Here is a 22012-nt window from a genome sequence, read left to right as displayed (position 1 = left end):
TTAAGATGACAGTGTTCTTATTAGGTTAGAATAATCTTCTTTGATGTCATGGCTTTCCTCACGCAGCTGCTCAATCTTGCGGCATGCGTGTAGCACCGTTGTATGATCCCGGCCACCAAAGGCATCACCGATCTCCGGCAAGCTATGGTTGGTCAACTCTTTTGCCAAAGCCATCGCCATCTGGCGCGGGCGTGCAACCGAGCGGGAGCGGCGCTTGGATAGCATATCAGCCATCTTAATTTTATAGTACTCGGCCACGGTCTTTTGAATATTATCGATCGTGACCAGTTTTTCCTGCAAGGCCAGCAAATCTCGCAGCGCCTCACGGACAAAATCAATCGTGATTGCACGGCCGGTAAAGTTGGCATTGGCGATCACGCGGTTTAGAGCCCCTTCCAACTCACGGACATTGGAGCGCAGACGTTTGGCAATGAAGAATGCAACTTCATCCGCCAACCGGATATTGTGGTCTTCAGCCTTTTTCATCAAGATCGCGACGCGGGTTTCCAACTCCGGTGGCTCAATAGCGACCGTCAGGCCCCAGCCAAAACGCGATTTAAGGCGATCCTCAACCCCGTTAATCTCACGCGGGTAACGGTCAGAGGTCAGGATAATCTGCTGGTTACCTTCTAGTAGTGCATTAAAGGTGTGGAAGAACTCTTCCTGCGAACGCTCCTTGTTAGCAAAGAACTGAATATCATCGATTAAAAGTGCATCGACGCTACGGTAGTAACGCTTGAATTCTTCGATGGCATTGTTCTGCAGCGCCTTAACCATATCCTGAACAAAACGCTCAGAGTGCATGTACACCACTTTGGCGTTGGGCTTACGGTCGGCAATGGCATTGCCAACGGCATGCAACAAGTGGGTTTTACCCAAACCGGTTCCACCGTAGAGGAACAGCGGGTTGTACGCAGCCCCCGGATTATCAGCCACCTGTCGACAAGCAGCCAAACCCAACTGATTCGATTTACCCTCAACAAAGTTGTTGAAATTATGCTTAGGGTTCACGTTTGAACGGTAACCAGACTGCGACTCGGGCTGCACCGGCGACGGCGCAGGCTCCCAGGTACGCGAAGGCGTATCGTCTACAACTTTCGGCGCCGGTGCCGCTACGACAGCAGCAGGAGCCGGTGTCAGGGTCGGCGGAGGCGAAACCCGCTGTGGCGACGGCGCGATAACACGGCGGCTACCCACCTCAAACCGCAGGATCGGCAAATCGTTACCGCAGAACTCATTGAGCAGGCGGTTGATGTTGTTGAGGTACTTATCACGGACCCAATCCAGCACGAAGCGGTTGGGCGCAAACAAGGTCAACGTATTGTCGCTCAACTCGGCTTGAAGCGGTCGAACCCACATACTGAATTCTGTTGCAGGGAGTTCTTCTTGAAGGCGTTGAAGGCACTGCAACCAAAGCGAAGATGACAAGCTCGACTCCACACTGAATAACTAAACACTAAAAGGGATGCAATTTTATACCTGCTGGCTCAGGATCGCCAGCAAAGAGATCGCAGATCAAGTGAATAAGATCTGACTTATTCACATGGATCGCACAATTATACTCGCGATCACCACAATTTTACCCCTGCTTACCCACAAATCCATAAACAATGCCCATTCACAGGCATTACGAAAGGTTATTTAAAATAACCCTAAGTTATTTAAAGAAACCTATTATTAACAGATAGGATAATTCCCACAGAACATCATCACAGCAACCTGAGGAGTAAACAGGATGAAAAGCTGGGTAACAACTTCATTGACTGCAATCGCCCTAACCTTGTCGGTTAGCCAAGCCGCGATGGCTGCCACCGATGTAAAAGTAGGAATGTCAGGACGCTATTTCCCTTTTACTTTTGTTAAGCAAGATCAGCTACAAGGCTTTGAGGTCGATCTGTGGAACGAGATCGGCAAACGCAATGACTACAATGTCGAGTTTGTTACCGCTAACTTCTCTGGTTTGTTCGGATTATTAGAAACAGGTCGAATCGACACTATCTCCAATCAAATCACTATGACCGATGAGCGTAAGGCTAAGTATCTGTTCTCGCAGCCTTATGTCGTCGATGGGGCACAGTTAGTCGTGCGTAAGGGCAATGACGCCATCTCTGGCACAGCCGACCTATCCGGCAAAACCGTTGGGGTAAACCTGGGCTCAAACTATGAGCAGCTCCTGCGCAAACTGGATATCGATGGCAACATCAAGATAAAAACCTACGACACCGGCATCGAACACGACGTCGCCCTGGGCCGCACTGATGCCTTCGTGATGGACCGTCTGTCATCGCTTGAACTCATCAAGAAGGCTAACCTACCACTGGAATTGGCCGGTGAACCGTTCGAGACCATCGAGAATGCCTGGCCGTTCGTACAAGGTGAGAAAGGTGAAAAGCTGCGTGACGAAGTGAACGTAGCACTCGATGCGATGCGCGAAGACGGTACCCTCGCCGAGATTTCGATCAAGTGGTTTGATGCCGACATCACCCACTAGTCACACCTGCTATTCTTCATAACAAAAGGCTCACCCTCGGGTGGGTCTTTGTCGCTGAAAAACCACCGTAAAAAGAAGACACCATATGGGTTTTGATTTTGACTACATGCTTTCCCTGATGCCGATCTTGTTCAAATACCTCGGCACCACGATGGGAATGGCACTCTGGGGCTTAGTTTTCGCTCTGATCATCGCATTGGTACTGGCGTTGCTGCGAACTTACCGCATTCCGGTACTCGATCAACTCAGCCAGCTCTATATCAGCTTTTTCCGCGGTACTCCGCTGCTGGTACAGCTCTTCCTGCTCTATTACGGTCTGCCGCAAGTAATGCCGGTCTTTGTTGGTCTCGATGCCTTTACTGCCTCGGTCATTGGCTTGAGCCTGCATTTTGCCGCCTACATGGCCGAAAGTATCCGCGCAGCTATCCTTGGTGTCGACCGCAGTCAACGCGAAGCCAGCCTGTCCATTGGGATGACCGAACTGCAGGCCATGCGCCGGATCATCCTGCCACAGGCTGCACGGGTTGCACTGCCATCATTGATGAACTATTTCATCGACATGATCAAATCAACCTCGTTAGCTTTCACCCTCGGGGTAGCTGAAATCATGGCGATGGCCCAGATGGAGGCCTCTTCCAGTTTTAAGTTTTTCGAGGCATTCCTTGCCGTTGCCCTTATTTACTGGGGTATAGTGCTTGTCCTGACCCGGGTTCAAAACTGGGCAGAAGCCAAACTCAACAGGGCTTATACACGATGATAAAGATTGAAAACCTGACCAAGCGCTTTGGTGATGCAACCATCTTTTCCGGTCTAGATTTAACTATCAGCAAAGGTGAAATCGTCGTCGTGATCGGCCCATCAGGGACCGGCAAGTCGACACTGCTGCGCTGTGTCAATTTTCTTGAAACCGCCGATGAGGGACACCTCACCCTTGGCGATGTCTCGGTCGACAGCCAGCAGGCCGGCCAAAAAGAGGTGCTGGCACTGCGCCGCAAGACCGGGTTTGTATTCCAGAATTACGCCCTCTTTGCTCACCTGACAGCACGACAAAATATCGCAGAGGGCCTGATCACCGTCAAAGGCTGGAACAAACAGGAAGCTCACCAGAAAGCTCAGCAGATCCTTGACGACATTGGCCTTGGCGATAAGGGCGATCATTACCCAGCCGCTCTGTCTGGCGGCCAACAACAACGGGTCGGGATCGGCCGTGCAATGGCACTCGAAGCCGAACTACTGCTGTTTGACGAACCGACATCGGCACTGGATCCCGAGTGGGTCGGTGAGGTATTGAGCTTGATGCAAAAACTAGCCACCCGGCACCAGACGATGCTGGTGGTTACCCACGAAATGCAATTTGCCCGCGAAGTGGCCGATCGGGTGATCTTTATGGCCGATGGCGGCTTTGTCGAACAAGGCACTCCGGATCAGATCTTCGGTAACCCGCAAGATCCGAGGCTGAAGAAGTTCCTGAGCCAAGTTGGGATCCGTTAAGGATCCTTGCACTCTGGTAAATAGGAAGTATAATTCAGCGCCCGTAGTTTCTACGGGCATAATTATTGACTATTTAAGAGTCAGTGATTACAATTCCGCCTCTTTGATTAGAGGCAACGACTGAAATCAGTCGCTAAACTCTAACCAAACTTAAAAACTGATCAGTTAATTTAAGGTAAAACCCATGAAACGCACTTTTCAACCTTCAGTTCTAAAGCGCAAGCGTAGCCACGGTTTCCGTGCACGCATGGCTACTAAGAACGGTCGCGCAACAATCAACGCTCGTCGCGCTAAAGGCCGTAAGCGTCTTTCTAAGTAATCATCAGATTATTTTGAGTAAGAACGCTTTCTCTCGGGAGTTACGTCTGTTAACTCCCGAACATTACAAAAAAGTCTTCCAGCAAGCTCATCGTGCTGGCTCTCCCCATTTAACTATTCTTGCCCGTAATAACAACCTTGACCATCCGCGTCTTGGCTTGGCTGTCCCGAAGAAACAGATCAAAACTGCCGTTGGCCGTAACAAATTCAAGCGTATCGTGCGCGAGAGTTTCCGCCTGAAGCAACACGATCTGCCTGCTAAGGATTTTGTCGTTATCGCCAAGAAGAGTGCCAGTGAGCTGAGCAACGAAGAACTTTTCAAGCTTTTAGAGAAATTATGGCATCGCCTGTCTCGCCCTTCGCGTGGCTAGTCATCAGACTAGTCCGCTTTTACCAACTAGCAATAAGTCCGCTTATTGGCCCCCGCTGTCGCTTTACCCCTACATGTTCCCAATACGCTATCGAGGCGATAAAAACGCATGGAGCGATAAAAGGTGGTTGGTTCGCAGCGAAACGTCTATTAAGATGTCATCCTTTAACCGACGGTGGTTATGACCCCGTTCCGCCAACCAAGCATAACGACAGAGATAATTAACGATGGATTCCCAACGCAATATTCTGTTAATTGCCCTACTGTTTGTCTCTTTCCTACTGTTCCAACAGTGGAATACTGACAGCAACCCGCAAACGCAGGGTGTAGCGCAACAAGTCAACAACAGTGGTGATGTGCCTTCGCATTCCGCTGATGGTCAGCCTATCACTGACCAAAGCACGTCAAACAACCTAATCACCATTAATACAGATGTACTGGCGCTTACTGTCGATACGCTTGGTGGTGACATCATTGAAGCCAAACTACTGGCCTACGACAACGAATTGGAATCGGAAGACCCATTCGTTCTACTGAAAAACGACCAGAGCCACAGCTACACGGCTCAATCAGGTCTAATTGGTGCCCAGGGTATCGATACATCAGCCGGCCGCGCCCAGCTACAAGCAAGCGCTGACAGCTTCACCCTTAGCGACGACCAAGACGAATTGCGTGTACCGCTAACGTACGAGCAAGATGGTATCAGCTACACCAAAACCTTCATCGTTAAGCGTGACAGCTATGCTGTTGATGTCGAATACAGCATCAACAACCAATCAGACAAGCCAGCCAGCGTGCAAATGTATGCTCAGCTAAAGCAAAACCTGATGGATGACGGTGGTAGTCTAACCATGCCTACCTACCGCGGCGGCGCATACTCAGCTGACAGCGTGAAGTACAAAAAATACAGCTTTGACGATATGCAGGATAAGAACCTTAACCTGACTATCGCCAATCAAGGCTGGGCGGCGATGATGCAGCACTACTTCGTGACAGCATGGATCCCGCGTACAGAAGAAGCCACCAACCTATACACCCGCACCAGTAATGGTCAGGGTTACATTGGTGTGCGTATGCCAACGGCTAACATAGCTCCGGGTAGTGAGCAGTCACTAACGGCTACGCTATGGGTTGGTCCTAAGCTACAAGACCAAATGGCAGCGACAGCTTCTAACCTGAACCTGACTGTCGACTACGGTTGGCTATGGTTTATTGCTAGCCCGCTGCACAGCCTTCTATCATTCATCCAAGGCATTGTGGTGAACTGGGGTCTGGCAATCATTATCCTGACTTTCATTGTTCGTGGTGCGATGTACCCGCTGACTAAAGCGCAGTACACCTCAATGGCGAAAATGCGTATGCTGCAGCCAAAGCTGCAAGCAATGCGTGAACGTCTGGGCGACGACCGCCAGCGCATGAGCCAGGAAATGATGGAACTGTACAAGAAAGAGAAAGTGAACCCGCTGGGTGGCTGTCTACCAATCTTGCTACAGATGCCTATCTTCATTGCGCTTTACTGGTCACTGATGGAATCAGTTGAACTACGTCATACGCCATTCTTCGGTTGGATCCACGACCTATCAGCTCAGGACCCGTACTACATCCTGCCGATCCTGATGGGTGCGACCATGTTCATGATCCAGAAGATGAGCCCGACGACGGTTACTGATCCGATGCAGCAGAAGATCATGACCTTCATGCCGGTGATGTTCACCTTCTTCTTCCTGTTCTTCCCATCGGGTCTAGTTCTTTACTGGCTAGTATCTAACGTCGTAACGCTTATCCAGCAGACGTTGATTTACCGCTCGCTGGAGAAGAAAGGCCTGCATAGCAAATAATGCAGCTCTGATGAGAAGGAAAAGGCGGCCTACGGGCCGCCTTTTTTATTATCCCAATTCCAAACGCTTGCCATTGCTGGGCAATCGCCACTACTCTGTTTACAATTGCAACGTATTTATCAAGCTAAGCCAAAATTATGACTGAACATACAGATACCATTGTTGCCCAAGCCACCCCTCCGGGACGTGGCGGCGTCGGGATCATCCGCGTCTCGGGCCCGAAAGCCAAAGAGGTCACCCTTGCCGTTGCCGGCCGTGAGCTCAAACCGCGCTATGCCGAATACCTATCGTTCAAAAATGAAGATGGCACAGCATTGGATCAGGGTATAGCTTTGTTCTTCAAGGGCCCGAATTCCTTTACCGGTGAAGATGTCCTTGAGCTTCAGGGCCATGGCGGTCCGGTACTGATGGATATGATGATCCGCCGTATCTTGGAAGTCGATGGCATCCGTGCCGCGCGCCCGGGGGAATTCTCCGAGCGTGCGTTCATGAATGACAAACTCGACCTGGCGCAAGCTGAGGCGATTGCCGACCTGATTGATGCAAGTTCAGAGGAAGCGGCAAAAAGTGCCTTTAAATCGCTTCAGGGTGCCTTCTCGGCCCGCGTTAATGAATTAGTTGAAGCCCTTATCCACCTGCGCATCTACGTCGAAGCTGCGATTGACTTCCCGGAAGAAGAAATCGACTTCCTGTCCGACGGCAAGGTCTCCGGTGATCTAAATGGCATTATCAGCCGATTAGATGCAGTAAGACGCGAAGCCAACCAGGGCGCAATTATGCGTGAAGGGATGAAGGTCGTGATTGCAGGCCGTCCAAACGCCGGTAAATCAAGCCTGCTTAACGCCCTTTCGGGCAAGGACAGCGCCATTGTTACCGATATTGCCGGTACGACCCGCGACGTACTGCGCGAGCACATCCACATCGATGGCATGCCACTGCATATCATCGATACCGCCGGCTTGCGTGAGGCCTCTGACGAGGTAGAGCGCATTGGTATTGAGCGGGCCTGGGAAGAAATCCAGCAGGCCGACCGCGTGCTGTTCATGGTCGATAGCACCACCACTGATGCCACTGACCCGGCGGAGATCTGGCCGGAGTTCGTCGAACGTTTACCGCAAGGATTGGGCATTACCGTGATCCGTAACAAGGCTGAGCTGACCGGGGAAAACACCGGGATCTGCCACGTTAACAATCCTACCCTTATCCGCCTGTCTGCCCGTACCGGTGAAGGGGTTGATCCGCTACGTGAACACCTCAAGGAGTGCATGGGCTTTGCCGGTACGACCGAAGGTGGCTTTATGGCCCGCCGTCGCCACCTTGACGCCCTGGAGCGCGCTGCCAACAACCTGGAAACAGGCAAAGAGCAGTTGGAAGGTTTCATGGCTGGAGAAATCCTTGCTGAGGAACTCCGCCTTGCCCAGCAGCACCTGAGTGAAATTACCGGTGAATTTACTTCCGATGATCTACTCGGCAGGATCTTCACCTCGTTCTGTATCGGCAAATAGCCGATCCCCACTCGCGATCATTTCCACAGCCTGTTTCGGATCCTCGTGACAGGCTGTGTATAAACTGCCGATAAAAGATCCCCTCCACAATAAGATCAAGCTTCCTTCCTACGTCCAAGCCAGTACAATGCTGTGTATAAACCCTTTGTGAATATCTACATGGATTTGAGGACATGAGCCACATAACCCTGATCACCGGCAGCACCCTTGGCGGCGCCGAATACGTTGCCGACCACTTGAGCGATCTGCTGGAACAAGCCGGCCATAGTACCGATATCACCAACCAGCCCGATTTCGGGCAGCTGTCTACCGGTAATATCTGGCTAGTGGTCTGCTCTACCCACGGCGCAGGTGAATATCCCGACAATTTCCAGCCCTTCGCCGAACAACTGCTCAGCCAGCAACCGGATCTCGCCACTTTACACTATGCGGTGATCGGTTTGGGTGATTCTAGCTACGATACCTTCTGTGCAGCAGCCAGGAAAATAGATCAGCAGTTGACAAACCTGGGAGCGATCCGCCTTGGGGAAAGGCTCGAAATTGATGTATCACAGGATCCAGTACCAGAGGATCCTGCAGAACGATGGCTGGAAAACTGGAAAAACAACCTGATTTGAGCAAAAAATAGACAATTTTTTACCCAATTTTTGCCGATCTTTAAACTTTTTTCTGTGGATAACTATAGATCTAAACGGTGATCAACCCATAGTTATCCATTTAATAACTTATCTTCAGATATTCAGCTGTTGATAACTAGCGTTTTTGATCCCAGCTAATCCTTGCGTTGATCCATGCCACTCCACAGCAAATGATCCTACATAACACCATGATCATTAGGATCATTTATCACTTATCCACACGATCGGCGGATCTATATAATAGATCTAACAGAAGATCTATTTAAAAGATCTTATCTATATTCAAAAGCGGTATCCTCCAAGGATCAAATGATCTTCAGGAAAGATTCTCTCCACGACTGAAACAGGATAGAATATTGCTCCTTCGCTCAAAGATAACTCACTGCCAATTTTGAATATCCGAGGTAGTTTCATGTTTTACCAGGAAAATTTTGATGTCATCGTCGTAGGTGGCGGCCATGCAGGGACTGAAGCTGCACTGGCGGCAGCCCGTATGGGACAAAAAACCCTACTGCTGACACACAACATCGATACGTTGGGACAGATGTCATGCAACCCAGCAATCGGCGGGATCGGGAAAGGACACCTGGTTAAAGAAGTTGACGCTCTTGGTGGTTTAATGGCCCGGGCGATCGACAAAGGCGGGATCCAATTCCGCACTTTGAACTCGTCAAAAGGCCCTGCGGTGAGGGCAACACGCGCTCAGGCAGACCGCGCCTTGTACAAGGCTGCTGTGCGTGAAGTGCTGGAAAACCAGCCGAATCTAAAACTATTCCAACAGGCGGTTGATGATCTGATCATCGAAAATGATCGAGTCGTCGGCGCCGTAACCGAAATGGGACTGAAGTTCCGTGCCAAAGCGGTCGTTTTGACCGTAGGGACGTTCCTCGGTGGTAAGATCCACATCGGTCTGGAAAACTACAACGGCGGGCGCGCTGGGGATCCACCGTCGATCACTTTGGCATCACGTTTGCGTGAAATGCCATTCCGTGTTGATCGTCTTAAAACCGGTACACCCCCACGTATTGATGCGCGTAGTGTCGATTTCAGTCAGCTGCAGGCCCAGCATGGTGACAACCCAACACCGCTGTTCTCATTTATGGGGAAAGCCTCGGATCATCCACGCCAGATCCCATGCTTTATTACCCACACCAACGAGAAAACCCACGATGTGATCCGTAATAACCTGGATCGCAGTCCGATGTATTCCGGAGTGATCGAGGGGATCGGCCCGCGTTACTGTCCATCGATCGAAGACAAAGTGATGCGTTTTGCCGACAAGGACAGCCATCAGATCTTCATCGAGCCTGAAGGCCTGACCACCCATGAGCTTTATCCGAACGGTATTTCCACCAGTTTGCCGTTTGATGTTCAGATGCAGATTGTCCGTTCGATGAAAGGCTTCGAGAATGCCGATATCGTCCGTCCGGGTTATGCCATTGAGTATGATTTCTTCGATCCGCGTGATTTGAAGCAGACGTTCGAAACTAAGTTTATCAATGGCTTGTTCTTTGCCGGCCAGATCAACGGCACCACCGGTTATGAAGAGGCAGCGGCTCAAGGCTTGTTGGCCGGGATGAACGCTGCTCTGCTGGCTCAGGATCGTGAAGGTTGGAGCCCGCGTCGTGATCAGGCCTACATGGGCGTATTGATTGACGATTTGTCGACCATGGGGACCAAAGAACCGTACCGTATGTTCACATCTCGTGCTGAATACCGCTTGCTGTTGCGTGAAGACAACGCTGATTTGCGTTTGACTGAAATTGGCCGCGAGTTTGGCCTGGTTGATGATGAGCGCTGGGCGCGTTTCAATCAGAAGCTGGAAAACATCGAACAGGAACGCCAGCGCCTGAAAAATATTTGGGTGAACCCGACTTCGGAAGACGTTGAGTCGGTCAATCAAATCCTCAAGACGCCAATCGCTCGCGAGGCGAGTGGTGAGGACTTGCTGCGTCGTCCGGAAGTGACTTACAACCAGCTTACCGACATTGCGTTGTTTGGTCCGGCCCACGAAGATAGCCAGGCCAGCGAGCAGGTGGAAACCCAAGTTAAGTACCAAGGGTATATCGACCGTCAAAAAGACGAAGTGGAAAAATCTCTGCGCCATGAGAAAACCAAGCTACCGCTGGATGTCGATTACAGCGTAGTCAAAGGCTTGTCGAACGAAGTGATTGCCAAGCTCAATGATGCCAAGCCGGAAACTATCGGTATGGCTTCACGTATTTCAGGCATCACCCCGGCAGCGATTTCTCTGCTTTTGGTATATCTCAAGAAGCAAGGCCTGCTGAAAAAAGGCGAATAGGAGTAATTTGTGAAACAACGTCTGGTGCAACTGATAGCGCAAACTGATCTCACAGTCACAGATCAGCAAATTGACCAGCTAGTCGGCTATGTAGCCATGCTGGATAAATGGAATAAGGCGTATAATCTGACATCGGTACGAGATCCGTATGAGATGTTGGTGAAACATATTATGGATAGTATTGTGGTAAGCCCTCACCTTGTCGGTGAGCGGTTTATCGATGTAGGTACTGGTCCGGGCCTGCCAGGGATCCCTTTGGCGATCATGAACCCGGACAAGCAGTTCACATTATTGGACAGCTTGGGCAAGCGGATCCGTTTCATCCGTCAGGTGATCCATGAACTGAAGATCGACAATGTCACCCCGGTTCAAAGCCGGGTTGAGGAATTCCAGCCTGAAATCGGTTTTGATGCCGTACTCAGCCGTGCCTTTGCCTCAATGAATGATATGGTATCTTGGTGCCACCACCTCCCTGCCAGCAACGGGTGTTTCCTGGCGCTGAAAGGGCAATTCAATCAGCAGGAAGTGACAGAACTACCTGAATGGTGTTCTGTGACGGAAGTCAAATCTTTGCACGTTCCTGAGCTGGAAGGCGAACGCCATCTAGTAGTCTTGACGGCAAAGGATTAAAGGATGAGGTTTTTTTGTGGGAAGAGTCATAGCGGTAGCCAACCAGAAGGGAGGCGTGGGTAAAACCACAACATGTGTCAACTTGGCAGCGTCATTGGCGGCCACGCAACGTAAGGTCTTGGTCATTGACTTGGATCCCCAAGGCAACGCCACCATGGCCAGCGGCGTGGATAAATACCAAGTCGATGCAACGGCTTATGAGCTTCTTGTCGAAGAAACCCCGTTCGACGATGTCGTGATCACCGACACCACTGGCGGCTATCATCTGATAGCTGCTAACGGTGATGTTACGGCGGCAGAAATCAAGTTGATGGAAGTCTTTGCCCGCGAAGTTCGGCTGCGTACAGCCCTCGAAAATGTTCGTGGTAACTATGATTTCATCTTTATTGATTGTCCTCCTGCCTTAAACCTTCTTACAATCAATGCAATGACAGCATCAGATTCTGTTCTGGTACCTATGCAGTGTGAATATTTCGCGCTCGAGGGGCTGACGGCATTGATGGATACCATCAGTAAACTCACCGCTGTCGTCAACAGTGAACTGAAAATTGAGGGATTGCTGCGGACCATGTATGACCCGCGCAACCGGCTGGCGAACGAAGTGTCCCAGCAGCTCAAGAAGCACTTTGGCGACAAGGTCTATCGTACCGTTATCCCGCGCAATGTCCGTCTTGCCGAAGCACCGAGCCATGGTCGACCGGCCATGTACTACGACAAGTATTCGAGCGGTGCCAAAGCCTACTTGGCCTTGGCCGGTGAAATTATCCGCCGTGACGAGCTGGCAGCGAATGCCAGCGCGGTCGATGCATAAAGGTTAACCATGAACATGAATAAACGAGGCTTGGGAAAAGGTCTTGATGCCCTACTGGCCACTAGCTCTGTTGCGGCCACCAAGCTGCAGCAGGCTGATAAAGCACAAACATTGTCGGCTGACGGTAGCCTCAAAGAGTTGGCTATCAGCCAGCTGGTACCAGGCCGCTACCAGCCACGCAAAGATATGTCGGAAGAGGCGCTGGCGGAGCTGGCAGAGTCGATCCGCGCCCAAGGAGTGATCCAGCCGATTGTGGTTAGAGAAACGGCTCCGCAGCAGTACGAGATCATTGCTGGTGAGCGGCGCTGGCGTGCTTCGCGTCAAGCGGGCCTTCAGAAAGTCCCTTGTATTATCAAGGATGTTAACGACAGGGCCACCGTGGCCATTGCCTTGATTGAGAATATCCAACGTGAAGATCTCAACGCGATAGAAGAAGCGCAGGCACTGGAACGGCTGCAGAGTGAGTTTTCACTTACTCACCAGCAGGTCGCCGAAGCGGTGGGCAAGTCCCGTGCAGCGGTATCTAACCTGTTGCGTTTGAACCAGCTAGAAGCGCCGGTTAAGCGCATGGTAGAGCAAAAACAGCTGGAAATGGGCCATGCCCGCGCCATGCTGGCTTTGCCTAATGAGCGCCAACTGGAAGCGGCACAAATAGTTGTAGCCAAGATGTTAACGGTTCGTGATGCCGAACGCTTGGTGAAGAAGATGCTGACGCCGGAACCTGAGCCCAAAGTGGCGGTTGCCAACCCAAAAATCGAAGCGGTAGAAAACCAGCTAAGTGAGCAGTTTGGCACCCAGGTGGCGATTAATCAGCAGAAAAACGGTAAAGGAAAGATCGTTATCAGTTTTGAACAGGCTGACAAACTCCAGCAAATTATTGCAATGTTAGGTCACGAAATGTGATATAAAACGTGCATATTTTGTTGCAAAAATTACAACGACGTGATCAAGTTATTGTGTTGTAAAATCTAACATCTTTTTTTGCTGCGATTAGATTGCATTCAATCTAATGAGCCGTATAATTTTCGCTGTTTTCCCAGCACGTCGTAAGTGCAGTGGAACGTACTCGAGGAACGAATACATGGTATCGGCGCTAGTTCGACCGGGACGCCATTTGGCGAAACGGTTGCTGTTACTACAATCTGGCGTCGTTTTGATAACGGCAATCATGGCAGTTTTTGCTGTCAGTGTTGACTGGGGAATATCTGCATTAATCGGTGGCGGCATCTTTGTGATCGCTAATGCTGTCTTTGCGACCTGTGCGTTTTTGTTCAGCGGTGCCCGTAAGGCCCGGCTGGTCATGGCGTCATTTTTTGGTGGCGAAGTGTTGAAAATCCTCATCACGGTCATCTTGTTTGCCATTGTTTACCTGTATGTCGAGGTGGAACTTGTTCCCCTCAAACTGACCTATTTGCTGGCTCTCGGAGTTAATATCTTTGGGCCGGTTTTATTCATTAACAACAACAAATAGGATGAGTTATGGCTGCGCCAGGTGAAGCGCTAACGCCGTCAGGCTACATCACTCACCACCTGACAAATTTGTCGATTGGTGATGGTGGTTTCTGGACGGTACATATAGATAGCCTGTTTTTCTCAGCCCTGACCGGTCTACTCTTTCTTTGGGTATTCCGTAAGGCTGCGAAAACAGCGACATCAGGAGTTCCTGGGAAACTACAGTGTTTTGTGGAAATGGTAGTAGAGTTCGTTGACGACAACGTCAAGGAAACCTTCCATGGCCGCAACCCGCTGATAGCTCCTTTGGCTCTTACCATTTTCTGCTGGATTTTGCTGATGAACATCATGGACTTAGTGCCAATTGATTTTCTTCCGTATCCTGCTGAACATTGGTTGGGTATTCCTTACCTTAAGGTGGTACCGAGTGCTGATGTCAACATCACCATGTCAATGGCGCTGGGCGTTTTTGCCTTGATGATTTACTACAGCATCAAAGTAAAAGGTCTCGGTGGCTTTGCGAAAGAACTGGCTCTTCACCCGTTCAATCACCCGGTCATGATCCCGTTCAACCTGCTTCTTGAAATTGTTTCGCTACTGGCGAAGCCGCTTTCATTGGGTATGCGTCTGTTCGGTAACATGTTCGCTGGTGAGGTGGTGTTTATCCTAATCGCGGCACTTATGCCGTGGTGGGCACAATGGCTGGGTTCGGTACCGTGGGCAATATTCCACGTTCTAGTCATTACAATTCAAGCATTCGTGTTTATGATGTTGACTATTGTGTACCTGTCTCAGGCACATGAAGACAATCATTAACGATTATTTGTAAATTATTCAATTTTTTACTGGCACTTTAGCCGACAACTATAAACTGGAGATAGTGATGGAAACTTTACTAAGCTTTTCTGCAATTGCCGTGGGCATCATTGTAGGTCTTGCTGCACTGGGTACAGCGATCGGCTTCGCCCTTCTTGGTGGTAAATTCCTTGAAGGTGCTGCACGCCAGCCTGAAATGGCTCCAATGCTACAGGTTAAGATGTTCATCATTGCTGGTCTGCTTGATGCGGTTCCAATGATCGGTATCGTAATCGCTCTACTATTCACATTCGCAAACCCATTCGTTGGCCAGCTAGCTGGTTAATAACACAAAACGAACGGACCCATAGCAACCCTTTTTAAGGAGATGCGTTGTGAATATGAATGCAACTTTGCTGGGTCAGGCTATCGCCTTCTTTATGTTTGTCGTGTTCTGCATGAAATATGTATGGCCACCAATCATGGAAGCGATTGAAGAGCGTCAGAAAAAAATTGCTGACGGTTTGGCAGCCGCTGATCGCGCTGCCAAAGACCTGAACCTAGCGCAGTCAAATGCTTCTGACCAACTGAAAGAAGCAAAACGCACTGCAACTGAAATTGTAGAGCAAGCTAACAAGCGCAAAGCTCAGATTGTCGACGAAGCGAAGGCTGAAGCCCTCGTTGAGCGTGAAAAAATTCTGTCTCAAGGTCTTGCTGAGATCGAGGCAGAACGTAACCGCGCACGCGATGAACTAAGAAAACAAGTTGCAACTCTGGCTGTGATTGGTGCTGAGAAAATCATTGAGCGTACTATCGATAAAGATGCGCACGCTGATCTTCTTAACAAAGTCACTGCAGAACTGTAATTAAAGGGGCAAGCACATGTCGGATATGACTACTATCGCACGCCCCTACGCTAAAGCAGCCTTTGACCTTGCGGTTGAGAAAGGTGAGCTGGCCCAATGGGCGGAAATGCTCTCCTTTGCTGCCGAAGTTACCCGTAATGAAACTATCCAGGATATCTTGGATAGCGGTTACGCGGCGAACAAGCTGACGGAAATTTTCCTGTCGGTATGCGGCGAGCAACTCAACGAAGCCGGCCAGAACCTGATTAAGGTAATGGCCGAGAACGGACGCCTAAAAGCACTTCCTGCTGTATGCAGCGAGTTCCTGCTCTTTAAGAGTGAGCTGGAAAAAACTATCGATGCCACCGTGATTTCTGCGGTTGCCTTGGATGATAGTCAACTTGTTGCCATCAGTGAGAAGCTGGAACAGCGTTTGAGCCGTAAGGTTAAGCTGAATTGCAGTGTAGACGAGACCCTGATTGCTGGGGTCGTGATTAGAGCTGGAGACTTAGTCATCGATAACTCAGTACGCGGCAAGTTAGACCGCCTGAGCGATACTTTGCAGTCTTGATTTGGGGAATTGGAGCATGCAACTTAATTCCACGGAAATTAGCGAACTGATCAAGCAACGTATTGAAAATTTCAACGTTGTAAGTGAAGCGCGTAACGAAGGTACTATCGTGTCGGTAAGCGACGGTATCATTCGTATCCATGGCCTTGCTGATGTGATGCAAGGTGAAATGATTGAATTACCTGGTGGCCGTTATGCACTAGCACTTAACCTTGAGCGTGACTCGGTTGGTGCGGTTGTAATGGGCCCATATGCTGACCTTCAGGAAGGCATGAAAGTAACGGGTACTGGTCGTATTCTTGAAGTACCAGTAGGCCCTGCACTTCTAGGCCGCGTAGTGAATACACTGGGTGAGCCTATTGATGGTAAAGGTCCAATCGAAGCAGAGGTTTACTCTCCTGTTGAAGTGATTGCTCCGGGTGTTATCGACCGTAAATCTGTTGATCAGCCAGTTCAGACTGGTTACAAGGCAGTTGACTCGATGATCCCTATCGGCCGTGGCCAGCGTGAGCTGATCATCGGTGACCGCCAGACGGGTAAAACCGCGATGGCGATCGATGCCATCATCAACCAGAAAAACTCTGGTATTTATTCTGTATATGTCGCTATCGGCCAGAAAGCTTCTACTATCGCAAACGTAGTACGTAAGCTGGAAGAGCACGGTGCACTGGAAAACACTATCATTGTTGTTGCGTCAGCTTCTGAATCAGCAGCACTGCAATACCTAGCGCCTTACGCTGGTTGTGCAATGGGTGAATACTTCCGTGACCGTGGTGAAGATGCACTGATCGTATACGATGACCTGTCTAAGCAGGCTGTTGCTTACCGTCAAATTTCACTATTGCTTAAGCGTCCACCGGGCCGTGAAGCATTCCCTGGTGATGTTTTCTACTTACACTCTCGTCTTCTAGAGCGTGCGTCTCGCGTCAGTGAGCACTACGTAGAAAAATTCACAAACGGTGAAGTGAAAGGTAAAACAGGTTCACTGACTGCGCTTCCAATTATCGAAACGCAAGCAGGTGACGTATCGGCATTCGTACCGACTAACGTTATCTCTATCACCGATGGTCAGATCTTCCTGCAAACAGAGCTGTTCAATGCTGGTATTCGTCCAGCGGTTGATCCAGGTATCTCTGTATCGCGTGTAGGTGGTTCTGCTCAAACTAAAATCATCAAGAAACTGTCTGGTGGTATTCGTACCGCACTGGCACAGTACCGTGAACTTGCAGCATTTGCACAGTTCTCGTCTGACCTTGATGAAGCAACTAAGAAACAGCTTGATCACGGTCAGAAAGTAACTGAGCTGATGAAGCAGAAGCAGTACTCACCGATGTCTGTGTTTGAACAGGCTGTGGTTATCTTTGCTGCGGAAAAAGGCTATTTGAATGATGTTGAGCTGACTAAGCTTGCTGACTTTGAAGCTGCGTTGCTTTCATATGCCAAAGGTCAATTCGCTGAGCTTGTGTCTCAGGTTGATGAAACGGGTGCGTGGAACGATGAAATCGAAGCTCAGTTTGTAAAACTGGTTGAAGATTTCAAAGCGACCCAGACTTGGTAATTGGTTGGTGGTCGCTTGCGATCACCTACTAACGGAGAGTAACGATGGCCGGCGCAAAAGAGATTCGTAACAAGATCGGTAGTGTTAAAAACACTCAGAAGATCACTAAAGCGATGGAGATGGTTGCTGCTTCTAAGATGCGTAAAACGCAAGAAGCAATGGAATCATCACGTCCATACGCACAAACTATGCGCAAAGTGATCGGTCATATCGCCCTTGGTAGTCTTGAGTATAAGCACCCTTATCTCGAGGAGCGTGAAGCCAAGCGCGTGGGTTACATCATTGTTTCTACTGACCGTGGTCTGTGTGGCGGTTTGAACATTAACCTGTTCAAGCAAGTGATGACAGACATTCAAGGTTGGAATGAAAAAGGCGCAGATATTGACCTTGCACTGGTTGGTGCAAAGGCAACTGGCTTTTTCAATAGCTACGGCGGTAACGTACTGGCTCAGGTATCCGGTTTGGGTGACAACCCATCGGTAGATGAGCTGATTGGTACTGTTGGTGTCATGCTGAAGAAATATGATGAAGGCCAACTGGATCGCTTGTACCTGGTGTACAACAAGTTTGTAAACACCATGGTCCAAGAACCAGTGATCGATCAATTGCTGCCTTTGCCTAAGTCAGAAGACGAAGAAATGCAGCGTAACCATTCTTGGGATTACATTTATGAGCCCGAGCCGAAAGCCCTGCTGGATACCCTATTGGTTCGCTATGTCGAATCACAGGTATACCAGGGTGTTGTCGAAAACCTTGCCAGTGAGCAAGCGGCACGAATGGTTGCGATGAAAGCAGCAACAGATAATGCAGGAAATCTGATTGATGAATTGCAGCTTGTGTATAACAAAGCCCGTCAGGCGGCGATTACACAAGAACTGTCAGAAATCGTTTCTGGTGCATCTGCTGTTTAAGGCAAAGAATTAATAAGTTTAGAGGATTAACGATGGCTACAGGTAAGATCGTACAGATCATCGGTGCGGTAGTCGACGTAGAGTTTCCACAGGACTCTGTACCACAGGTATACGACGCCCTACACGTTGATGCGAAAGAAAACGGTACGCTAGTACTGGAAGTTCAGCAGCAGCTTGGTGGTGGTGTTGTTCGTGGTATCGCTATGGGTACTTCTGATGGCTTACGTCGTGGTTTGTCTGTTGAAAATACAGGCCGCCCAATTGAGGTTCCAGTTGGTACTGCAACACTAGGACGTATCATGAACGTTCTGGGTCAGCCAATTGATGAGTGTGGTGAGATCGGTGAGAAAGAGCGCTACTCTATCCACCGTGAAGCACCTAGCTACGAAGATCAATCAAACGAAACCGCACTTCTAGAAACCGGCGTTAAAGTAATCGACTTGATTTGTCCGTTCGCTAAGGGTGGTAAAATCGGTCTATTCGGTGGTGCTGGTGTTGGTAAGACCGTTAACATGATGGAACTTATCAACAACATCGCCCTACAGCACTCTGGCCTATCTGTATTTGCTGGTGTTGGTGAGCGTACGCGTGAAGGTAACGATTTCTACTTTGAGATGCAGGAAGCCGGTGTTGTTAACATCGAGAAACCTGAAGAGTCAAAAGTAGCGATGGTTTACGGTCAGATGAACGAGCCACCAGGTAACCGTCTACGTGTTGCCCTGACTGGTCTAACAATGGCAGAGCGCTTCCGTGATGAAGGCCGTGATGTCCTATTGTTCATCGATAACATCTACCGTTATACCCTTGCAGGTACAGAGGTATCGGCACTACTAGGTCGTATGCCATCTGCGGTAGGTTACCAGCCTACGCTTGCAGAAGAGATGGGTGTACTTCAGGAACGTATCACATCGACCAAATCAGGCTCTATCACGTCTGTTCAGGCCGTTTACGTACCTGCGGATGACTTGACGGATCCATCGCCAGCAACGACGTTTGCTCACTTGGATGCAACGGTTGTACTTTCTCGTCAAATCGCATCGCTTGGTCTATACCCTGCGATCGATCCACTAGACTCAACATCTCGTATGCTTGATCCTCTAGTGGTTGGCCAAGAGCACTACGATATTGCTCGTGGCGTTCAGAGCTTGCTACAGCGTTACAAAGAGCTGAAAGATATCATTGCAATCCTAGGTATGGACGAGCTATCTGAAGAAGATAAGCAGGCTGTATCTCGTGCACGTAAGATTGAGCGTTTCCTAACTCAGCCTTACCACGTTGCTGAAGTCTTTACTGGTGACCCTGGCATCTACGTATCTCTTAAAGAGACGCTACGTAGTTTCAAAGGCATTCTAGCGGGCGAATACGACGATATCCCAGAGCAGGCATTTATGTACTGTGGTGCGATTGAAGACGTGTTGGAAAACGCGAAGAAGCTTTAAGCTGAGTAGGAGGCGACATGGCAGCGATAACCTTCCATCTGGACGTAGTAAGCGCAGAGAAGAAATTATTCTCTGGTCGTGCTGAAGACATTCAGGTGACCGGTAGCGAAGGTGAACTGGGTATTCACGCAGGACACACACCGCTGCTGACCGCTATTACGCCGGGCATGATTCGGATCACTAAACAACATGGCGAGGAAGAAGTTATCTATCTTTCTGGTGGTATGTTGGAAGTTCAGCCTAATACAGTGACTGTATTAGCTGATACCGCGATTCGCGGTGAAGATTTGGATTCAGCGAAAGCGCAAGAAGCGAAACGTCAGGCTGAGGAGCGAATCCATAATCAGCATGGCGATATCGACTTTGCTCAAGCGGCCAGTGACCTAGCTAAAGCGATTGCTCAGCTTCGAGTTATCGAGTTGACGAGAAAAGCGCGCTAAGTAGGCGCATGATGTAAAAAGGCGACCTGAGGGTCGCTTTTTTTATACCTGCTACCCCGGCTGGCGATATGGGCGACGGTTATTTGCCGTGGCAAGAGTGAGTTATTACTCGTAAAAAATTATCTATTTTTCCTGCCGCCTTTGCTGTTGCCATTATACAATGCCCCAAGGTAACTTATTTTATATGCACCAAGAGGACTAATTCATGAGCTTCAGTGCCGTGATTCTCGCCGCGGGAAAGGGAACCCGCATGTACTCCAACCTGCCTAAAGTGCTGCACACTCTAGCGGGCAAACCTATGGCTAAACACGTTATTGATACCTGTGCCGGCCTTGGCGCCAATAATATTCATCTGGTCTATGGCCACGGTGGCGACCAGATGCAGGCTGCCTTGAGCGCAGAGCCGGTTAATTGGGTACTGCAGGCCGAGCAGCTGGGTACGGGTCACGCGGTTAACCAGGCTTGCCCTGGTTTGGCGGACAACGAGAAGGTGCTTATCCTTTACGGCGATGTACCGCTGATCAGCAATGAAACGCTAGAAAATCTGCTTGATGCCCAGCCTGACGGTGGTATCGCCCTGTTGACAGTGGTGCTTGATGACCCGACTGGTTATGGCCGTATCGTGCGTCGCAATGGCCCTGTGGTCGCGATTGTCGAGCAGAAAGATGCATCGGAAGAGCAAAAGCTGATCAAGGAAATCAATACCGGTGTAATGGTTGCCAATGGCGGTGATCTCAAGCGTTGGTTGTCAGCTCTGAAGAATGATAACGCTCAGGGTGAATACTACCTGACCGATATTATCGAGATTGCCCATAACGAAGGCCGCGCGGTAGAAGCGGTACACCCGGTGCGTGCTATCGAAGTTGAAGGCGTCAACAACCGCGTTCAGCTGGCCAGGCTGGAGCGCGCGTTCCAAAGCATGCAAGCAGAACGCTTGCTGGAGCAAGGTGTAATGCTGCGCGATCCGGCCCGTTTTGATTTGCGTGGTGAACTGCAGTGCGGTACTGATATTGAAATAGATGTTAATGTCATTATCGAAGGCAGTGTTTCTCTGGGTAACAACGTGATGATTGGTGCCGGCTCCATCCTTAAAGACTGTGAAATTGATGACAACACCATTATCCGCCCTTATAGCGTGATTGAAGGTGCGACGGTAGGTGAAGACTGTACTGTCGGTCCATTTACCCGTCTGCGTCCAGGTGCTGAGCTGGTGGGTGACTCGCACGTCGGTAACTTCGTTGAAATGAAGAAGTCCCGTTTGGGCAAGGGCTCGAAGGCTAATCACCTGACTTACCTTGGGGATGCTGAGATTGGCGACCGTGTAAACATTGGTGCTGGTACCATTACCTGCAACTATGACGGTGCCAACAAGTTCAAGACCGAGATTGCCGATGACGTGTTTGTTGGCTCAGATACCCAGCTGATTGCCCCGGTAAAAGTGGGTAAAGGCGCCACGATTGGTGCTGGTGCCACAATTAACCGCAATGTTGGTGAAGGCGAGTTGGTGATCACCCGTGCTCCTGCCCGAACCGTTAAAGGCTGGAAGCGTCCAGAGAAGAAGTAATTCTTCCCATCCTCCGATCTGAATGCTCAAAGGCAAGGCTCTG

The 22012-nt window shown here is 49.8% G+C and carries 24 protein-coding genes; 23 read left to right on the top strand and 1 reads right to left on the bottom strand.

Translation table 11 applies throughout. The features are described 5' to 3' along the window. The gene (gene dnaA, locus ACVA58_RS24780) at positions 1 to 1428 is read right to left on the bottom strand and encodes a chromosomal replication initiator protein DnaA (RefSeq protein WP_446512939.1); all 1428 of its coding nucleotides are present in this window, start codon (positions 1426 to 1428) and stop codon (positions 1 to 3) included. 307 nt (positions 1429 to 1735) lie between these two features. Here dnaA and ACVA58_RS24775 point away from each other — a divergent pair, with 307 nt between their 5' ends. The 23 genes from ACVA58_RS24775 to glmU all read left to right on the top strand — a co-directional run bounded on the left by ACVA58_RS24775 (position 1736) and on the right by glmU (position 21969). After that, a complete protein-coding gene (locus ACVA58_RS24775; RefSeq protein ID WP_446512938.1) occupies positions 1736 to 2491 on the top strand; it encodes an amino acid ABC transporter substrate-binding protein in 756 nt (251 codons plus the stop codon). Between the two features lie 85 nt (positions 2492 to 2576). Further along, positions 2577 to 3248 carry an amino acid ABC transporter permease gene (locus tag ACVA58_RS24770; RefSeq protein ID WP_446512937.1) on the top strand — a complete coding sequence of 224 codons (672 nt, stop codon included), beginning with the start codon at positions 2577 to 2579 and terminating at the stop codon, positions 3246 to 3248. Beyond that, positions 3245 to 3982, top strand: a complete 738-nt coding sequence (locus ACVA58_RS24765; protein ID WP_446512936.1) for an amino acid ABC transporter ATP-binding protein — start codon at positions 3245 to 3247, stop codon at positions 3980 to 3982. Before ACVA58_RS24770 ends, ACVA58_RS24765 begins: the two co-directional genes overlap by 4 nt. 184 nt (positions 3983 to 4166) lie before the next feature. Then, positions 4167 to 4301: a 50S ribosomal protein L34 gene (gene rpmH / locus ACVA58_RS24760; protein WP_006233350.1), complete on the top strand. Its 135-nt coding sequence runs from the start codon at positions 4167 to 4169 to the stop codon at positions 4299 to 4301. Between the two features lie 13 nt (positions 4302 to 4314). Then, entirely contained in the window at positions 4315 to 4671 is a 357-nt protein-coding gene (gene rnpA, locus ACVA58_RS24755; RefSeq protein WP_428656988.1) for a ribonuclease P protein component, read from the top strand. After that, complete coding sequence (yidD, locus tag ACVA58_RS24750) at positions 4638 to 4895, top strand: membrane protein insertion efficiency factor YidD (protein WP_107351526.1); 258 nt, start codon at positions 4638 to 4640, stop codon at positions 4893 to 4895. Before rnpA ends, yidD begins: the two co-directional genes overlap by 34 nt. A 2-nt stretch (positions 4896 to 4897) precedes the next feature. Further along, the gene (gene yidC, locus ACVA58_RS24745) at positions 4898 to 6508 is read left to right on the top strand and encodes a membrane protein insertase YidC (protein ID WP_446512935.1); all 1611 of its coding nucleotides are present in this window, start codon (positions 4898 to 4900) and stop codon (positions 6506 to 6508) included. 137 nt (positions 6509 to 6645) lie between these two features. After that, positions 6646 to 8013: a tRNA uridine-5-carboxymethylaminomethyl(34) synthesis GTPase MnmE gene (mnmE, locus tag ACVA58_RS24740; protein WP_446512934.1), complete on the top strand. Its 1368-nt coding sequence runs from the start codon at positions 6646 to 6648 to the stop codon at positions 8011 to 8013. Between the two features lie 173 nt (positions 8014 to 8186). Continuing rightward, complete coding sequence (mioC, locus tag ACVA58_RS24735) at positions 8187 to 8630, top strand: FMN-binding protein MioC (protein WP_446512933.1); 444 nt, start codon at positions 8187 to 8189, stop codon at positions 8628 to 8630. Between the two features lie 433 nt (positions 8631 to 9063). Continuing rightward, positions 9064 to 10953 (top strand): tRNA uridine-5-carboxymethylaminomethyl(34) synthesis enzyme MnmG, encoded by a 1890-nt coding sequence (gene mnmG, locus ACVA58_RS24730; protein ID WP_446512932.1) that lies wholly within the window; start codon positions 9064 to 9066, stop codon positions 10951 to 10953. A 9-nt stretch (positions 10954 to 10962) separates the two neighbouring features. Next, positions 10963 to 11583, top strand: coding sequence for a 16S rRNA (guanine(527)-N(7))-methyltransferase RsmG (gene rsmG / locus ACVA58_RS24725; protein WP_446512931.1), 621 nt, complete (start codon positions 10963 to 10965; stop codon positions 11581 to 11583). 16 nt (positions 11584 to 11599) lie between these two features. Then, complete coding sequence (locus ACVA58_RS24720; protein ID WP_446512930.1) at positions 11600 to 12394, top strand: ParA family protein; 795 nt, start codon at positions 11600 to 11602, stop codon at positions 12392 to 12394. Positions 12395 to 12409: 15 nt separating this feature from the next. After that, positions 12410 to 13297, top strand: a complete 888-nt coding sequence (locus ACVA58_RS24715) for a ParB/RepB/Spo0J family partition protein (RefSeq protein WP_446512958.1) — start codon at positions 12410 to 12412, stop codon at positions 13295 to 13297. Positions 13298 to 13475: 178 nt separating this feature from the next. Further along, complete coding sequence (locus ACVA58_RS24710; RefSeq protein ID WP_428656965.1) at positions 13476 to 13865, top strand: F0F1 ATP synthase subunit I; 390 nt, start codon at positions 13476 to 13478, stop codon at positions 13863 to 13865. Positions 13866 to 13873: 8 nt separating this feature from the next. Continuing rightward, positions 13874 to 14662 (top strand): F0F1 ATP synthase subunit A, encoded by a 789-nt coding sequence (atpB, locus tag ACVA58_RS24705; protein ID WP_107351517.1) that lies wholly within the window; start codon positions 13874 to 13876, stop codon positions 14660 to 14662. 67 nt (positions 14663 to 14729) lie between these two features. After that, positions 14730 to 14987, top strand: coding sequence for a F0F1 ATP synthase subunit C (atpE, locus tag ACVA58_RS24700; protein ID WP_005302247.1), 258 nt, complete (start codon positions 14730 to 14732; stop codon positions 14985 to 14987). 49 nt (positions 14988 to 15036) lie between these two features. Next, the gene (gene atpF / locus ACVA58_RS24695) at positions 15037 to 15507 is read left to right on the top strand and encodes a F0F1 ATP synthase subunit B (RefSeq protein ID WP_428656961.1); all 471 of its coding nucleotides are present in this window, start codon (positions 15037 to 15039) and stop codon (positions 15505 to 15507) included. Positions 15508 to 15523: 16 nt separating this feature from the next. After that, the gene (atpH, locus tag ACVA58_RS24690; RefSeq protein WP_446512929.1) at positions 15524 to 16057 is read left to right on the top strand and encodes a F0F1 ATP synthase subunit delta; all 534 of its coding nucleotides are present in this window, start codon (positions 15524 to 15526) and stop codon (positions 16055 to 16057) included. Between the two features lie 16 nt (positions 16058 to 16073). Continuing rightward, positions 16074 to 17615: a F0F1 ATP synthase subunit alpha gene (gene atpA / locus ACVA58_RS24685; protein ID WP_446512928.1), complete on the top strand. Its 1542-nt coding sequence runs from the start codon at positions 16074 to 16076 to the stop codon at positions 17613 to 17615. 44 nt (positions 17616 to 17659) lie between these two features. Further along, entirely contained in the window at positions 17660 to 18526 is an 867-nt protein-coding gene (atpG, locus tag ACVA58_RS24680) for a F0F1 ATP synthase subunit gamma (RefSeq protein ID WP_428656954.1), read from the top strand. Between the two features lie 32 nt (positions 18527 to 18558). Further along, positions 18559 to 19965: a F0F1 ATP synthase subunit beta gene (atpD, locus tag ACVA58_RS24675; RefSeq protein ID WP_446512927.1), complete on the top strand. Its 1407-nt coding sequence runs from the start codon at positions 18559 to 18561 to the stop codon at positions 19963 to 19965. A 17-nt stretch (positions 19966 to 19982) separates the two neighbouring features. Next, positions 19983 to 20405 carry a F0F1 ATP synthase subunit epsilon gene (locus ACVA58_RS24670; RefSeq protein WP_446512926.1) on the top strand — a complete coding sequence of 141 codons (423 nt, stop codon included), beginning with the start codon at positions 19983 to 19985 and terminating at the stop codon, positions 20403 to 20405. Between the two features lie 205 nt (positions 20406 to 20610). Next, complete coding sequence (gene glmU / locus ACVA58_RS24665; RefSeq protein WP_446512925.1) at positions 20611 to 21969, top strand: bifunctional UDP-N-acetylglucosamine diphosphorylase/glucosamine-1-phosphate N-acetyltransferase GlmU; 1359 nt, start codon at positions 20611 to 20613, stop codon at positions 21967 to 21969. Positions 21970 to 22012: the final 43 nt, after the last annotated feature.

The organism is Photobacterium sp. DNB22_13_2, from assembly GCF_052873915.1.
The sequence above is the reverse complement of the archived record's forward strand: the minus strand, read 5'-3'. Positions and strand labels throughout refer to the sequence as shown.

Excerpts from the sequence above, each read along its gene's own strand:
- ACVA58_RS24670 (WP_446512926.1), top strand. The coding sequence starts at position 19,983 with ATGGCAGCGATAACCTTCCATCTGGACGTAGTAAGCGCAGAGAAGAAA.
- ACVA58_RS24775 (WP_446512938.1), top strand. The coding sequence starts at position 1,736 with ATGAAAAGCTGGGTAACAACTTCATTGACTGCAATCGCCCTAACCTTG.
- mioC (WP_446512933.1), top strand. The coding sequence starts at position 8,187 with ATGAGCCACATAACCCTGATCACCGGCAGCACCCTTGGCGGCGCCGAA.
- atpB (WP_107351517.1), top strand. The coding sequence starts at position 13,874 with ATGGCTGCGCCAGGTGAAGCGCTAACGCCGTCAGGCTACATCACTCAC.
- ACVA58_RS24765 (WP_446512936.1), top strand. The coding sequence starts at position 3,245 with ATGATAAAGATTGAAAACCTGACCAAGCGCTTTGGTGATGCAACCATC.
- atpD (WP_446512927.1), top strand. The coding sequence starts at position 18,559 with ATGGCTACAGGTAAGATCGTACAGATCATCGGTGCGGTAGTCGACGTA.
- atpG (WP_428656954.1), top strand. The coding sequence starts at position 17,660 with ATGGCCGGCGCAAAAGAGATTCGTAACAAGATCGGTAGTGTTAAAAAC.
- yidD (WP_107351526.1), top strand. The coding sequence starts at position 4,638 with ATGGCATCGCCTGTCTCGCCCTTCGCGTGGCTAGTCATCAGACTAGTC.
- atpA (WP_446512928.1), top strand. The coding sequence starts at position 16,074 with ATGCAACTTAATTCCACGGAAATTAGCGAACTGATCAAGCAACGTATT.
- mnmE (WP_446512934.1), top strand. The coding sequence starts at position 6,646 with ATGACTGAACATACAGATACCATTGTTGCCCAAGCCACCCCTCCGGGA.
- mnmG (WP_446512932.1), top strand. The coding sequence starts at position 9,064 with ATGTTTTACCAGGAAAATTTTGATGTCATCGTCGTAGGTGGCGGCCAT.
- ACVA58_RS24770 (WP_446512937.1), top strand. The coding sequence starts at position 2,577 with ATGGGTTTTGATTTTGACTACATGCTTTCCCTGATGCCGATCTTGTTC.
- ACVA58_RS24715 (WP_446512958.1), top strand. The coding sequence starts at position 12,410 with ATGAATAAACGAGGCTTGGGAAAAGGTCTTGATGCCCTACTGGCCACT.
- atpE (WP_005302247.1), top strand. The coding sequence starts at position 14,730 with ATGGAAACTTTACTAAGCTTTTCTGCAATTGCCGTGGGCATCATTGTA.
- rpmH (WP_006233350.1), top strand. The coding sequence starts at position 4,167 with ATGAAACGCACTTTTCAACCTTCAGTTCTAAAGCGCAAGCGTAGCCAC.
- yidC (WP_446512935.1), top strand. The coding sequence starts at position 4,898 with ATGGATTCCCAACGCAATATTCTGTTAATTGCCCTACTGTTTGTCTCT.
- ACVA58_RS24710 (WP_428656965.1), top strand. The coding sequence starts at position 13,476 with ATGGTATCGGCGCTAGTTCGACCGGGACGCCATTTGGCGAAACGGTTG.
- glmU (WP_446512925.1), top strand. The coding sequence starts at position 20,611 with ATGAGCTTCAGTGCCGTGATTCTCGCCGCGGGAAAGGGAACCCGCATG.
- atpH (WP_446512929.1), top strand. The coding sequence starts at position 15,524 with ATGTCGGATATGACTACTATCGCACGCCCCTACGCTAAAGCAGCCTTT.